The 15,221-nt window shown below is 44.0% G+C and carries 11 protein-coding genes; 2 read left to right on the forward strand and 9 right to left on the reverse strand.

Features of this window, described 5'->3' with window-relative positions; translation table 11 throughout:
- Positions 1-13 precede the first annotated feature (13 nt).
- The 8 genes from icmF to M3196_RS09225 form a co-directional block, all read right to left on the reverse strand.
- Positions 14-3,277 (reverse strand): fused isobutyryl-CoA mutase/GTPase IcmF, encoded by a 3,264-nt coding sequence (gene icmF / locus M3196_RS09190; protein ID WP_251321973.1) that lies wholly within the window; start codon positions 3,275-3,277, stop codon positions 14-16.
- 16 nt (positions 3,278-3,293) lie between these two features.
- Positions 3,294-3,917 (reverse strand): TetR/AcrR family transcriptional regulator, encoded by a 624-nt coding sequence (locus M3196_RS09195; RefSeq protein WP_251321974.1) that lies wholly within the window; start codon positions 3,915-3,917, stop codon positions 3,294-3,296.
- Between the two features lie 20 nt (positions 3,918-3,937).
- Positions 3,938-4,894: a methylmalonyl Co-A mutase-associated GTPase MeaB gene (gene meaB, locus M3196_RS09200; RefSeq protein ID WP_251321975.1), complete on the reverse strand. Its 957-nt coding sequence runs from the start codon at positions 4,892-4,894 to the stop codon at positions 3,938-3,940.
- A gap of 331 nt (positions 4,895-5,225) precedes the next feature.
- The gene (locus M3196_RS09205; protein WP_251321976.1) at positions 5,226-6,368 is read right to left on the reverse strand and encodes an acyl-CoA dehydrogenase; all 1,143 of its coding nucleotides are present in this window, start codon (positions 6,366-6,368) and stop codon (positions 5,226-5,228) included.
- 16 nt (positions 6,369-6,384) lie between these two features.
- Positions 6,385-7,524, reverse strand: coding sequence for an acyl-CoA dehydrogenase (locus M3196_RS09210; RefSeq protein WP_251321977.1), 1,140 nt, complete (start codon positions 7,522-7,524; stop codon positions 6,385-6,387).
- A gap of 243 nt (positions 7,525-7,767) precedes the next feature.
- On the reverse strand, positions 7,768-8,619 hold the full coding sequence (locus tag M3196_RS09215; protein WP_251321979.1) for a 3-hydroxybutyryl-CoA dehydrogenase: 852 nt from the start codon (positions 8,617-8,619) through the stop codon (positions 7,768-7,770).
- Positions 8,620-8,634: 15 nt separating this feature from the next.
- Positions 8,635-9,819 carry an acetyl-CoA C-acetyltransferase gene (locus M3196_RS09220; RefSeq protein WP_251321980.1) on the reverse strand — a complete coding sequence of 395 codons (1,185 nt, stop codon included), beginning with the start codon at positions 9,817-9,819 and terminating at the stop codon, positions 8,635-8,637.
- A 139-nt stretch (positions 9,820-9,958) separates the two neighbouring features.
- Positions 9,959-12,091, reverse strand: coding sequence for a 4Fe-4S dicluster domain-containing protein (locus tag M3196_RS09225; protein WP_251321981.1), 2,133 nt, complete (start codon positions 12,089-12,091; stop codon positions 9,959-9,961).
- Positions 12,092-12,293: 202 nt separating this feature from the next.
- Here M3196_RS09225 and cls point away from each other — a divergent pair, with 202 nt between their 5' ends.
- Complete coding sequence (cls, locus tag M3196_RS09230; RefSeq protein WP_251321983.1) at positions 12,294-13,478, forward strand: cardiolipin synthase; 1,185 nt, start codon at positions 12,294-12,296, stop codon at positions 13,476-13,478.
- Positions 13,479-13,500: 22 nt separating this feature from the next.
- Positions 13,501-14,454: a UV DNA damage repair endonuclease UvsE gene (gene uvsE / locus M3196_RS09235; protein WP_251321984.1), complete on the forward strand. Its 954-nt coding sequence runs from the start codon at positions 13,501-13,503 to the stop codon at positions 14,452-14,454.
- Here uvsE and M3196_RS09240 read toward each other — a convergent pair.
- A complete protein-coding gene (locus tag M3196_RS09240) occupies positions 14,447-15,220 on the reverse strand; it encodes an alpha/beta fold hydrolase (RefSeq protein WP_251321985.1) in 774 nt (257 codons plus the stop codon). The two genes, uvsE and M3196_RS09240, sit on opposite strands and share 8 nt — an antisense overlap.
- Between the last annotated feature and the right edge of the window lies 1 nt (position 15,221).

A 15,221-nucleotide genomic window follows, 5' to 3' on the forward strand; every position in this document is an offset into this window, starting at 1 on the left:
ATGTTTATTTGTTTTACATATTCCTTCTATACTTTCCGCCTACTTCGTAAAGCGCACTCGTGATCTGACCCAGACTCGCAAATTTTACGGTGTTCATCAGCTCTTCAAAGATATTGCCGCCGTTAAGCGCAACTGTCTTTAAGCGGTCTAACGCTTCACCAGCTTCACCCTTACTAGCCTCTTGGAAAGCTCTCAAGTTCGTAATCTGCTGTTCTTTTTCATCCTTCGTTGCACGTGCCAGCTGCATGTTAAACTCTTCTTCAGATGGCGGATTCGGGTTTAAGTACGTGTTAACCCCGATAATTGGAAGCGAGCCGTCATGTTTTTTCATCTCATAGTACATGGACTCTTCCTGAATTTTTCCGCGCTGATACTGAGTCTCCATCGCACCAAGTACGCCGCCTCTCGTATTCATACGCTCAAACTCTTGAAGAACCATCTCTTCTACCAGATCTGTTAACTCTTCGATAATGAAAGAACCTTGTAGCGAGTTCTCATTACGCGCAAGACCAAGTTCCTTTGTAATGATCATCTGAATCGCCATCGCACGTCGAACAGATTCTTCTGTTGGTGTTGTGATCGCCTCATCATAAGAGTTCGTGTGAAGCGAGTTACAGTTATCATACAGCGCCATCAATGCCTGAAGCGTTGTACGGATATCGTTAAAGTCGATCTCCTGTGCGTGAAGCGATCGTCCAGATGTCTGAATATGATATTTCAGCTTTTGGCTGCGCTCGTTCGCTTTGTATTTATCACGCATCACGGTTGCCCAAATTCTTCTTGCCACTCGGCCGATTACGCTGTATTCCGGATCAAGGCCGTTTGAGAAGAAGAACGATAGGTTCGGAGCAAACGCGTTAATATCCATCCCGCGGCTCAAATAGTATTCTACGTACGTAAAGCCGTTAGCAAGTGTAAACGCGAGCTGTGTGATCGGGTTCGCACCAGCTTCAGCAATGTGGTAACCAGAAATTGAAACCGAATAATAGTTACGCACTTGATGATCAATAAAGTACTGCTGAATGTCACCCATCATGCGAAGGGCAAATTCAGTAGAGAAGATACACGTATTCTGTCCTTGATCTTCTTTTAAAATATCTGCCTGAACCGTTCCGCGTACAGATGCTAAAGTCTTAGCCTTAATTTCTTCATATTCTGCTTCATTTGGCTGACGTCCATTAGTGTCCGCAAACAGCTTTACTTGCTGATCGATCGCCGTGTTCATGAACATCGCCAGGATGATCGGTGCCGGACCATTGATCGTCATAGAAACAGAAGTTGAAGGTGCGGTCAAGTCAAAACCATCATACAGCTTTTTCATATCATCAAGTGTACAGATGCTTACACCGCTCTCCCCGACTTTCCCGTAGATGTCCGGACGGTAATCCGGGTCTTCCCCGTATAATGTTACCGAGTCAAAAGCAGTACTTAAACGCTTTGCATCATCGTCTTTAGACAGGTAGTGGAAACGGCGGTTCGTTCTTTCAGGTGTTCCTTCTCCTGCAAACTGGCGCTTTGGATCTTCTCCTTTTCGTTTAAAAGGAAAAACGCCTGCTGTATACGGGAAAGAACCAGGAACGTTCTCTTTCATGATCCACTTTACGATATCTCCCCAGTCTTCAAACTTCGGAAGAGCGACTTTCGGAATATCAAGACCTGAAAGACTTTTGGTTGTAAGTTCTGTCACGATCTCTTTATCGCGAATCTTCGTAACAAACTCTTTTTTAGCGTACATTTCTTTAAGCGCAGGCCATTCTTTCAGCATCTTAGACGTTGTCGGAAGCATCTGCTCTTCTACTTTTTCAAGCGCTTTATTTAAGCTCACTTCCACTTCTTCACCAGCGGCGTCATACTCTCGAACCGTCTCGAGCGTTCCTTTGATCTGGAACGATTTACGTGCAAGCTTTGATTGTTCTTCAACCGTTTCATGGTACTTACGGACAGTCTGTGCAATTTCATTTAAATATTGAGCACGTTCTCCAGGGATGATAACGTTCTTCTTTGCCGTCATCGCTTCAGCTGCCGGCTGAATCCCCCAGTCCACACCAGACTTTTCTTCAATCACCTTCATCAAGTGATAAAACAATACGTTCGTTCCAGCGTCATTAAACTGACTCGCAATCGTACCGTATACCGGCATCTCATCTAAGTCTTTATCAAACCAGTTGCGAGAGCGCTGATATTGTTTCTTTACATCACGCAACGCATCTTCAGAACCTTTGCGCTCAAATTTATTGATCGCGATAATGTCTGCATAATCGATCATATCGATCTTCTCAAGCTGTGACGGCGCACCGAATTCACTTGTCATTACATATAACGAGGCATCCGAAATTTCAGAGATTCCGGCATCCCCTTGGCCGATCCCGCTCGTTTCCACAACGATCAGATCATAGCCAGCTGCTTTAGTTACAGCAATAGCATCTTTAATTGCATCAGAAAGCTCAGAACGTGATCCGCGCGTTGCTAACGAACGCATATAAACACGCGGATGATAAATCGCGTTCATGCGGATACGGTCGCCTAAAAGTGCTCCGCCTGTTTTTTGTTTCGTCGGGTCAATTGAAATAATAGCGATTGTTTTATCTTTACACTCATTTAAGAAACGCCGTACAAGTTCGTCCGTAAGTGAGCTTTTCCCCGCTCCCCCTGTACCAGTGATCCCTAAAACAGGTACTTGCTTTTGTAATCCCTTTAACTCGGATAGAGTCTGTTCTGCCGTTGCTGCAATCTCTTCTGTGGCCTGTTTCGCGTTTTCAGCAAGAGTGATCAGACGGGAAACAGAACGAACATCTTTTTCCTTCACCTTTTCGATCTCATCTGTTAACGAAGTAACCGTTGGAAAATCACACTCTTCTACCATTTGATTGATCATGCCTTGTAAACCTTGCAATCTTCCATCTTCTGGTGAGAAGATGCGTGTTACGCCATAAGCATGAAGCTCTTTAATTTCAGGCGGGATAATAACGCCTCCGCCTCCGCCAAAAACTTTAATGTGACCTGCATCGCGTTCTTTCAGCAGATCAATCATATATTTAAAATATTCAACGTGCCCGCCTTGATAAGACGAGATCGCGATACCTTGAACGTCTTCCTGGATTGCGGCACTAACGACTTCATCAACGGAACGGTTATGTCCAAGGTGGATGACTTCACAACCGTTTGACTGGATAATTCTTCGCATGATGTTAATTGAAGCATCATGTCCGTCAAAAAGACTGGAAGCGGTTACAAATCGAACCGGATTTTTCGGACGGTAAATGTCTGTTTGAGCCATTATTTTCATCCTTTCTTTAAGCTCCTTTTATACCATGAAGCAGCTGGTGGAGCTGTAATTGTGTGTATTCTTCAAGTGTATATATCTTTTGAAGCGCCCATCGTCTGAACGTCCACATCTGTCCGATGATTAAAATGTTATGGGCCGCTGCCTGTATCTCTTTTTCGGTTAAATGCAGTTCACCTTGACTTACGGACTGAGATAATAGCTTTTCGAAAATAGCCGTCATCTCAAGCTCTTTTTTTAGCACATACGGAAGGGCTTCGTCAGAAAGTGACTTTGCCTCTTGATACATGACAAGCACTTCGTCCTGCATATCGTCCATCACTTTAAAATAAGCCGTGATCGCCTTCTCGATACCTTTAATTCCGCTGTCGGCCGAGTTGATATCCTGCTGCAGCCTCAGCTTTACCCCATCATAGATGCTGTCGCAGACTAGATACAAAATATCCTCTTTAGACCGGATATACTCGTACAGCGTGCCGATACTGAAGCCTGAAGCTTTTGCGATCTCACGGGTCGTTGTGCGGTGAAAGCCATTTTTCTTGAATAAAGACACCGCAGCTTTTACCATCTCTTCGCGTCGCTTTTGAATGAGTTTCTCATCCTTTACGAGCGACGGCACTTCCTTCTTACTCAATGGTCTCCCTCATTTCTCACTCATTTCTCTCTCTTGTCTGCCGGCTGAATTCGTTGTAACAGGATCTGCTCTGCCGCTGTATAAGGGTCTGTTGTACCTTGCTCTAAGTCGGCAAGCCAGGAGAATCCATTTTCTTGTTCTTGTGCCCAAACTTGCTGAAAGATCTCGTGCTGAACGACTTCCATTACTTCACGTTTCAGATTGGAAAGCTTTCTTTTGCTACCCTCTCCGCTCTCTTTTAAATACTTCTTGTGAGCAAGAAGCGCTCCCCACAAATCTTGCAATCCTTTATTTTCAGTAGAAATGGTCTGAACAACAGGTGGACGGTACGGACTGTCGTGTTTTACAAGATCAAGCATCGCTTCAATCTCAGCCAAAAGCTTTGGAACGCCTGGCATATCCGCTTTATTCACAACAAACAGATCAGCGATTTCCATGATTCCTGCCTTAAATACCTGCACGACATCCCCGCTGCCCGGATTAAGAACCACTGCGACAGAGTCTGCCAGTTTCATAATATCGAGTTCAGACTGCCCGACCCCTACTGTTTCTATTAAAATCACATCAAAGCCATACGCATCCATCAGCCTTACTGTTTCTTTCGTTGACCGGGACAGCCCGCCAAGACTTCCGCGCGTACCCATGCTCCGAATAAACACACCAGGATCGGTAAAATGGTCTGCCATCCGTACACGGTCTCCGAGTATGGAACCGCCGCTAAAAGGACTCGTCGGATCCACTGCAACAACCGCTACCGTTAAATCCTTGTTTCGAAGAAAGGAGATAAGACGGTTGACGAGCGAGCTTTTTCCCGCGCCGGGTGAACCAGTGATCCCGATCCAATGCGCTCCTTTTTGCATCGGATAGATGCTCTTTAATAGCTCTAGTTTATCCGCTCCGTTGTTTTCGGCAAGTGTGATCGCTTTTGCAAGTGCCCGTTCTTCTTTTTGCTGGATGCGCTTGGCTAATGGATGCATGATTTCCTCCTAAAATGAACTCAAAATCTTATGAAAGTAGTTGATTTCCGCTCCAGGTGCACCCTTTCCGCGGGGTGTGCGGTGAGCCTCCTTGCGCTCTGCGCCTTTAGGAGTCTCACCTGTCCCACTGATCCCGCAGGAGTCTCGCACCTTCCTCTCCAATCAACTGCAAGGGTGGTACTTTGTAAGCAACACTCTGTTAAAAAACATCTCTGGTAAAAAGTAACTCCATTTCGCGGATGAACAGCCATGAGACTTCTCGATCGCATCTTGACTTTAGGAGGATCTGCGGGAAGTTTTTCTAGCCAGAGCGTCGCTAATTTCCTAATTCTTAATCTTTTAAAAGCATTTTAGAAATTACAAGTCGCTGAATTTCCTGCGTACCTTCGTAAATCTGCGTAATTTTTGCGTCACGCATATAACGTTCGACCGGATATTCCTTTGTGTACCCGTATCCGCCGAATACTTGAACCGCATCTGTCGTCACTTCCATCGCAATGTCGCCTGCAAAGAGCTTCGACATCGCTGATTCTTTTCCGTATGGAAGTCCTTCTGATTCTCTCCATGCTGCCTGATACGTTAAAAGTCTTGCTGCTTCTACTTTTGTCGCCATGTCAGCAAGCTTAAAGCCAATTCCTTGGTTCGCTCCAATCGGCTTACCGAACTGCTTGCGTTCTTTTGCGTAATTAACGGATGCATCCAGTGCACCTTGTGCGATACCAACTGCTTGAGCAGCGATTCCGTTTCGTCCGCCATCAAGTGTCATCATGGCGATTTTAAAGCCTTCTCCCTCTTTTCCAAGAAGGTTTTCAGCTGGTACTCGGCAGTCTTCGAAGATGATCTCTAACGTTGGAGATGAACGAATTCCAAGTTTCTTTTCTTTTTTACCAAAAGAAAACCCTGGTGTCCCTTTTTCTACGATGAACGCAGAAACTCCTCTTCTTCCTGCTTCAATATCAGTTCTAGCAAACACCACATAGATTTCTGCATCTCCAGCGTTTGTGATAAAAATTTTAGAGCCATTGATGATGTAGTGATCGCCATCTTTTTTAGCTGTCGTTTTCATGTTTCCGGCATCAGAACCAGATCCAGGCTCAGTTAAGCCGTAAGCTCCGATCTTCTTCCCTTCTGCCATCGGACGAAGGAACTTTTGCTTTTGCTCTTCATTACCAAACTTGAAGATCGGCCATCCGGCAAGTGATGTATGAGCAGAAAGAGTTACCCCTACTGACGCACAAACGCGGGAAAGCTCTTCAACCGCGATTACGTAGCCAAGATAGTCTCCGCCGATTCCGCCGTACTCTTCAGGCCAAGGGATACCGCAAAGTCCTAATTCGCCCATCTGATCAAAGATTGCACGGTCAAAACGCTCTTCTTCATCACGCTCAGCCGCTGTCGGTTCTACTTCGTTCTTTGCAAAATCACGCACCATCTTGCGGATCATTTCATGTTCTTCAGATAATAAAAATTGCATCTCTATTCTCTCCCTCTTACCCTAGTAGGTGTTTGCTGAGTACAATACGCTGAATTTCACTTGTTCCTTCGTAGATCTGACACACCTTTGCGTCCCGGAACAGTCTCTCAACAGGATATTCCTTTGTATAGCCATACCCGCCGAATACCTGGACCGCTTCGATTGCTGATTTCATCGCCGTTTCTGATGCGAAAAGCTTTGCCATCGACGCTTCTTTTCCGCATGGCAGGTTATTTGTCTTTAAGTCCGCTGCACGATACGTTAGTAGTTTTGCAGCTTCCACTTCTGTCGCCATGTCCGCCAGCTTGAATCCAAGGCCTTGGTTTGCCCCGATCGGCTTTCCGAACTGTTTTCTCTCTTTTGCATAATTGGTTGCATAGTCTAAAGCCGCTTCCGCGATACCCAGTGATTGCGCTGCAATTCCGATCCTGCCCACATCCAGGTTGCTCATGGCTATCTTAAATCCTTCACCTTCGTTGCCAAGCAGATTTTCAGCAGGAACACGCGCATCCTCGAACACGATCTCGCACGTATTAGAACCGTTCAACCCCATTTTTTTCTCTTTCTTCCCTACTGAAAAGCCCGGTGTATCTTTATCTACGATGAAGGCTGAGATTCCGTAGCTTCCTTTGTCTGGTTCAGTTGAAGCAAACACGATATATACATCTGCAACGCCAGCATTCGTGATAAAAATCTTTGAACCGTTCAAAACATAATGATCACCCTGTTTAACGGCTCTTGTTTTCAAGCTTGCTGCATCAGAACCTGAACTTGGCTCTGTTAGTCCGAACGCACCAAGGTACTCTCCACTCGCTAACTTAGGAATATATTTTTTCTTTTGTTCTTCATTCCCGAAATAAAGGATCGGATTCGTTCCGACACTCGTATGAACCGATAAAATAACACCGATCGTCGCACTCACTTTTGAAAGTTCGTTGATCGCGATGATGTACGATGTAAAATCCATCCCTGCTCCACCGTACTCTTCAGGAATCGGAATCCCCATCAACCCAAGCTCTGCCATCTTCTTAATCAGATGACGCGGAAACTCTTCCTTCTCTTCCATATGTTCGATGGCCGGCGCTATCTCTTTTTGCGCAAAATCCCGTACCATCTTTTGCATCATCTGCTGTTCTTCCGTAAACACGAGGTTCATGGTATCTCCCCATTTCCTTTTTGAAATGCTGAAATGACCGGTTTGCCCCGACAAGCACTTAACTCTTGACTAAAGACACGCTTTTTGTCACAAGGAAAGAGAAAAGACCTCGAGGGACTGGTCATTGAAGCTGGATCTTGAATCTATCTTCGCACCTATGGAACAAGCTTTTTTGCCGCTCCGTGATCTGTCTTTCTCATAAAGACAAAATAGCTGTTTTGTCTTTGTCTGGGGTCAGACCCCTTATGCGTAGGTGTAGAAGCCTTTGCCGGTTTTCTTGCCTAACCAGCCAGCCTTAACGTACTTTCTGAGAAGCGGGCATGGACGGTACTTATCGTCACCGAACCCTTCATGCAGCGTCTCCATAATGTACAAACATGTATCGAGTCCGATAAAGTCTGCTAGTGTTAACGGTCCCATCGGGTGGTTCATTCCGAGTTTCATAATCTCATCAACCGCTTCTGGTGTTGCTACGCCTTCATAGACCGCGAAGATCGCTTCGTTGATCATCGGCATTAAAATACGATTTGAGATGAACCCTGGGAAGTCATTTACTTCTACAGGTACCTTTTGCAGTTTTTTCGATACTGCTTCAATCGTTTCGTATACATCATCTGATGTTTGCAGCCCGCGGATAATTTCTACTAGTTTCATAACCGGTACCGGATTCATAAAGTGCATCCCGATCACTTTTTCAGGCCGGTTTGTAGCCGCGGCGATTTCTGTTATAGGAAGAGATGACGTGTTTGAAGCTAAAATCGCGTGCTCTGGTGCATACTGATCCAGCATCGTAAATAATTGTGTTTTCACTTCCATATTCTCAACAATCGCTTCAATCACAAGGTCTGCTTTTGATGCGTTCTCCATAGAGATTGATGAAGTTATGCGTGAAAGAATTGTTTCTTTTTCGCTTTCCTCCATACGCCCTTTTTCAACCTGGCGATTTAGGTTCTTCTGGATATTTCCGATTCCCTTATTCACGAATTCATCTTTAATATCATGTAAAATGACGTCGAAGCCTGCCATGGCACAAACTTGTGCGATCCCTGACCCCATTTGTCCTGCGCCAACCACCATAATTTGCTGAATGCTCACTGACTCTTCCTCCTTTTATGCTTTTACTTCTACTAAAATCGCGTCACCTTGACCGCCGCCTGAACAGATCGATGCGATTCCAAGTCCGCCGCCGCGTCTTTTTAGTTCATGGATCAGTGTAAGTACGATACGCGTACCGCTTGCCCCGATCGGATGCCCTAATGCTACTGCTCCGCCGTTTACGTTAACTTTTTCAAGATCTAATCCTGCAAGCTCTGCACTTGTTAAAGCAACAGCTGCAAAAGCTTCATTGATTTCAAAAAGATCAATTTCTTCCAATGACCTGCCTGTTTTCTTTAAAAGCTCTGTAATGACAAGCCCTGGCGTTTTCGGGAAATCTTTCGCTTCTACCGCGATAGCCGTGTGCCCTAAAATTGTCGCCATCACTTCTTTGCCTTCTTTTGCAGCACGTTCTTCACTCATCACAACAACTGCTGCAGCACCGTCGTTTACTCCAGGAGCGTTCCCCGCTGTTATCGTTCCATCCTGAGAAAAAACAGGTCTTAATTTTGCAAGTGATTCAACTGAAGAATCTTTTCGCGGTGACTCATCATGAGAAACTACGATTGGCTCCCCTTTACGCTGCGGGACTTCAACAGGAACGATTTCTTCCGCAAATACGTTGTTTTCAACCGCTTTAACAGCAAGGCTATGACTGCGGTACGCCCACTCATCCTGGCGCTCACGAGAGATCTCCATCTCTTTCGCCACGTCATTTCCGTAGATTCCCATGTGAACACCTGTAAACGTACACGTTAACCCGTCATGCACCATAAGATCTTTAACAGAACTGTCACCCATACGAAGACCCCAGCGTGCTTTCGGTAAAATGTAAGGAGCGTTGCTCATCGATTCCATGCCGCCAGCAACGATTACCTCTTCATCACCGGCACGGATGATTTGATCTGCCATCGTGATTGCGCGAAGACCTGAAGCACACACTTTGTTTATGGTTTCTGTCTTTGTTTCCCAAGGCAGCCCGGCTTTTTGAGCAGCCTGACGAGAAGGGATCTGTCCTTGCCCGCCTTGAAGAACACAGCCTAAGATCACTTCATCGACGGATTCAGGAGAAACACCTCCGCGCTGGAGCGCTTCTTTTATCGCGATTCCGCCTAAGTCTGATGCAGTCAAAGAGCTTAAACCACCGCCAAATTTCCCAACCGGAGTACGCGCCCCACTGACGATCACTGATTTAGTCATACAAAAACCTCCCGTATTTAATAAATCTTTTAGTAAACGCTTTCAAAAATAAGTCAAGCCGAGCGAACGCTCAGTCACTCAAAACCCAAGCATGAAGCTGCCGGCACTAAACCAGGCAGCTCCTACTTATAAAATTTAGTTACTGCAGAACTTCTTGTTTTTGTGATCCGAACATGGATTTCTCCAAAATTTCTACAACATCTAACGTTTGAACTTGATCTTCCACTTCTTTCGCTTTCGTCCCATCACTTAACATCGTTAAGCAGTATGGACATCCGCTTCCGATCATGGTTGGACTAACCTCAAGTGCCTGCTCCGTACGAGCGACGTTCACACGCGACCCTGCCTTTTCTTCCATCCACATCATTCCGCCGCCCGCTCCGCAGCACATACCGTTTTGGCGGTTGCGGTCCATCTCGACTACCTTCACGCCTGGAATCGCTTTTAAAATATCACGAGGCGGTTCGTATACTTCGTTATAGCGGCCGAGGTAGCATGAATCATGATACGTGATCGTTTCATTCACTTCATACTTAGGTTTAATTCTTCCTTCTTTGATCCACTCAGCCAGAAGTTCAGTATGATGATACACTTCTGCTTTCAGACCAAACTCAGGATACTCATTTTTAAATGTGTTATAAGCATGCGGATCAATAGTAATGATCTTCTTCACATCATGTTTATCAAATAAGGCGATGTTCGCGTTCGCCATCTCCTGGAACAAGAACTCATTTCCAAGACGGCGTGCTGTATCACCAGAGTTCTTCTCTTTGTTTCCGAGAATCGCAAATGTGATGCCAGCTTCGTTCATGATCTTCGCAAGTGAAAGCGCGATTTTTTGGGAGCGGTTATCATAAGCACCCATGGAACTTACCCAGAACAGGTACTCGAATTCCTCACCTGCTTTTTCCTTTTCTTTTACAGTAGGAATCACGATATCTTCTTTCAGCTCACGCCAGTTTTCGCGTTCCTTTTTCGAGATGCCCCATGGATTTCCTTGCTTTTCAATATTTTTAATCGCACGCTGCGCTTCTGGGTCCATCTTACCTTCAGTCAGTACAAGGTAACGGCGCATATCGATAATCTTATCAACGTGCTCGTTCATTACCGGACACTGATCTTCACAGTTTCGGCAAGTTGTACATGCCCAGATTTCCTCTTCTGTCATAATTTCTCCGATCATCTCTACATCATATGAAAGTGCAGATGATCCGTCAGTTGCTGCAGCTGTTTCTTGTGCTCCCTTTCCTCTTGCTTCAAAAGCAATCTGGTTGCCCTTTGTGTTGGTGAACGCAAATGCAGGCATCCAAGGCGTACGGGAAGTTACCGCCGCGCCCTTCTCTGTTAAGTGATCACGCAGCTTAACGATCATATCCATCGGTGAAAGCATCTTCCCTGTTCCAGTTGCCGGACAAACATTTGTACAGCGTCCACACTCTACGCAGGCATAAAGGTCAACAAGCTGTTTCTGGTTGAAGTCTTCAATCTTATTAACACCGAAAACTTCCTGTGTTTCGTCTTCAAAATTAATAGATGATAACTTACCGATCTTTTCTTTACGGCCAAGCCAAACGTTTAGCGGCCCGGCGATCAAATGCGCATGCTTAGATTGTGGAACATACACAAGGAAGGTTAATAAAAACAGCAAGTGGATCCACCAGGAGATGAAGAAAACAACAGCAGCTCCGGTTTTCCCTAAAAAGCCAAGACCCATTGCAATTCCTGATGCGATTGGCGCCGTCCATTCGAAGGCGAGGTCATGCCAGATGATTTCAGCTGCATTTCCTACTAAAACGGAAAGCATTAAACCGCCAATGAACAATAGGACTAAACCAGATTTAAAGCCTCGCTTCAAACGGACAAGCTTCTCAACATACCTTCTATGAAAAGCCCAAACGACTGCGACCAAGATCATCGCCGTTACAATTTCCTGAAAAAATGTAAATCCAGGATAAAGTGGACCTAAAGGCAGATGGGAGCCAGGCGCAAGTCCTTTCCAAATAAAATCTATCGCTCCAAACTGGACTAAGATAAATCCATAAAAGAACATAACGTGAATAATACCGCTTTTTTTATCTTTTAAAAGCTTCTTTTGTCCGAAGACATTGACTAAAACTGCTTTAATTCTTTCTTGTACGGTATGATCAAACTCTACTTTTTTTCCGAGCTTTATAAATTCATACCTTGTTTTAACCACGTATGCGAATAAAAACAGTGCGTAAGCGGTTACAAAAAGAAACGCAAGCCAGTTTGCTACCATTAAGCCATCCATCACTTTCTCTCCCTTCCAATGCTGCTATTCCCTATTTCTTTCTCTTTCAACTATTCTAATAAAAAATAATTTTCTGACATCATTATATCATAAAAAATAAATGAATGAGCATTCAGTCGCCACACTTCAAAAAAAAATTTTTAGTGGTTTTACTCTTACAGGGCATACTATACGAAAGTTTTGCAGAAGGAGGAGATTTCGAATGTGGATCATTCTTTTACTAGCAATCCTATGCATCTTAGCAGGGATTGATTTTTATTTTGGACATAAGAAACAAGTCAGCCTGGAATTGCCTCCCTCAAAGGCTAGAGGAGAAATGCAATTTATATCAACTGGCTATCATTTTTTTGATGCGCTGTTTCGTGATATTAGTGAAGCCGCTATACATATCCACATCCAGTTTTATATTCTGCGTGATGACGAGCTGGGTCAGGAGCTTTGTGACCTTTTAATCCGAAAAGCTAAAGAAGGCGTTAAAGTGAGATTGCTTCTCGATTTTCTTGGCAGTCATGGTGTAAAAAAAGAAACCATTCAATCATTAAAACAAGCCGGAATTCATTTTCAATATACCAATAAACCAGGTTTTCCATATTTCCTGTACCGGGTCAATAACCGCAATCACCGAAAAGTAGCCATTATTGATGGAAAGATCGGTTACATCGGCGGCTATAACGTCGGCAATGAGTATATCGGTAAGGATACAAAACTTGGTGATTGGCGGGATTATCACCTAAAGGTAAACGGACCAATAAATGATGTACTTCAACAATCATTTGTTGCAGATTGGAATATCGCTTCAGGAGAAAACCTAGAAGCTCCCCTGATTGATAATCCGCAAGAAGCCGCACAAAAGGAATTCATGCTCATCCATTCAAACGGCGATGCTGTTTACCGTTTCTTTTATAAAAAGATCCAGCGGGCCAAAAAAAGCATACTAATTGGTTCACCTTACTTCATTCCGGGTAAAAAGATGAACAGAGCTCTTTTGCGCGCATTAAAAAGAGGCGTAAAACTTACACTTCTTATTCCGATGAAACCTGACCATATTCTCGTCCAAGAAGCTTCTTTTCTTTATTTAAAACCGCTTTTAGAATCCGGGGCTGAAATCTATCAATTTCACGAAGGCTTTTATCATTCAAAAGTACTTATGTTTGACGAAGAGATCTGTGATATTGGAACAGCTAATTTTGATTTCCGCAGCTTCTTCTTTAACGATGAAATCAATTGCATCTTTACAGAAAAAGCTTATATTCAAGAAGTTAAAAAGGTTATAGAATCGGATCTGGCACGTTCTGAAAAACTGACTTTGCAACACTTGAAAAAGATTCGCACATTAAAAGTTCGTTTAAAAGAAGCAGCAGGGTTTATTATTTCGCCATTTTTATAAAGAGTACTTAAGGGGGCCAAGAATGATAACATCTTTTGGTTTTGTTTCGACGGCTCTCAACCTGTATGAAGCCTCACCTGCAAAAACAATGACATTTGCTACTTATCAAAAGAGAGACAAGAAAGAACGCGAAGCCCAGCTGCTCGCGATTACGAAAAACAATCTGGAACGTACGCTTCGTGTTCTGCATTATTGCATCGCGCACGAACTGCCTTTGTACCGAATGTCTTCTTCTATCGTCCCGCTTGCTACCCATCCGGAGGCAGCATGGGATTATTTAAAAAAGATAAAACAAGAATGCAAAGAAATTGAAAAACTCGTTAAAAAATATAATCTTCGGACAAGCATGCACCCCAATCCGTTTACTTTTTTTACGAGTCCGCGCCCTGAAGTGACCGTAAATGCCGTAAAAGACATGCACTATCACTTTGACCTTTTAAAAGGAATGGGAATTGAGGACCGCAGCTATATCAATATTCATGTTGGCGGGGCTTATGGAGATAAAAAGTCAGCATTAGAACGATTTTATGAAAATATTAAAACGCTGCCGTCAGACGTAAAAAGCCGGATGACACTCGAGAACGATGATAAGACGTTTACCACAGAAGAGACATTGGAAGTGTGTGAAAAAGAAGGTGTTCCGCTTATGTTTGATTACCATCATTACAAAGCAAACCCTGGAACAACTCCTCTTGAAGAGCTTCTGCCCCGGTTTGTGCAGACATGGATAAACACCGGCAGACCGCCTAAAGTTCATCTTTCATCACCTAAAGATGATAAAGCATACAGAAGTCACCATGACTATGTCAGCCTTGACTATGTTCTGCCTTTCTTCAAAATGGTTTCGGAGTTTACCGAAGAACTGGATGTAATGATCGAGGCAAAACAAAAAGACCGCGCAGCTCTCCAACTGATTAACGAACTAGAGAAGGTACGCGGATTTAAAAGAATGAATGGTGGAACGATTCTTATGTAAGGCTGGTAACAAAACGTTTAACCTCTGCATTAAAGCTCTCAAAATGTTTAATCGGGAGCTGATGAAGAGCCTTTGTCAGCATGACGAACTGAGCTCTTTGATGAACATGGCGCTGGTACATGTTTCTATAAAAATGCATATATTTGGCCTGGTCCCCGTAAAGAAACAGAAGCGGAAAGTCCCAGGTCTTTATTTTATCTGTACAGTTAAACGACATACTTTCCTGGTAATAGCGGACCCATGTTGTACAGTCCGTTTGCTTGTGATAATCAAACATCTCTTTCTTTTCATGGTCCGTTACAGAATGAGTATTCGCAAGGAGTTGGTTTAATAGGGCTGGTGTACTTTTAGCCAGTCTTATTCCAGATTGAAACTGTTTTTTTAATAAAAATGTGGAGACTTCTGAAAAACCTCCGCTTAAAACAAGCCCCTTTGTTCGCTCTGGATATTTAAGAACAAAAGCTTGAGCGATGGATCCTCCTGAAGAATACCCGCAAATAACCGCTTGATCGATCAGCAGATGATCCAGAAGACTTGCAAGATCATCAGCAAGATCATACAGTGTGAATGTATTTGGGTCTTTAACAGATGATCGGCCATGTCCTCTTATGTCTGGAAAAATCGTCTGACATGTTAAAGAAAGACTTTTTTGATAGGTAAACACGAGATGACTCATTCCCGGAGGATGCAAGAAAACAATCGGTGTTCCTGTTCCTAGCTTTTCATAATAGATTTGAAACTCAGTTGTCAGTCCAGCTAAAGCCATA

This window comes from Fictibacillus nanhaiensis, from assembly GCF_023715445.1.
GTDB classification, from domain to species: domain Bacteria; phylum Bacillota; class Bacilli; order Bacillales; family Fictibacillaceae; genus Fictibacillus; species Fictibacillus nanhaiensis_D.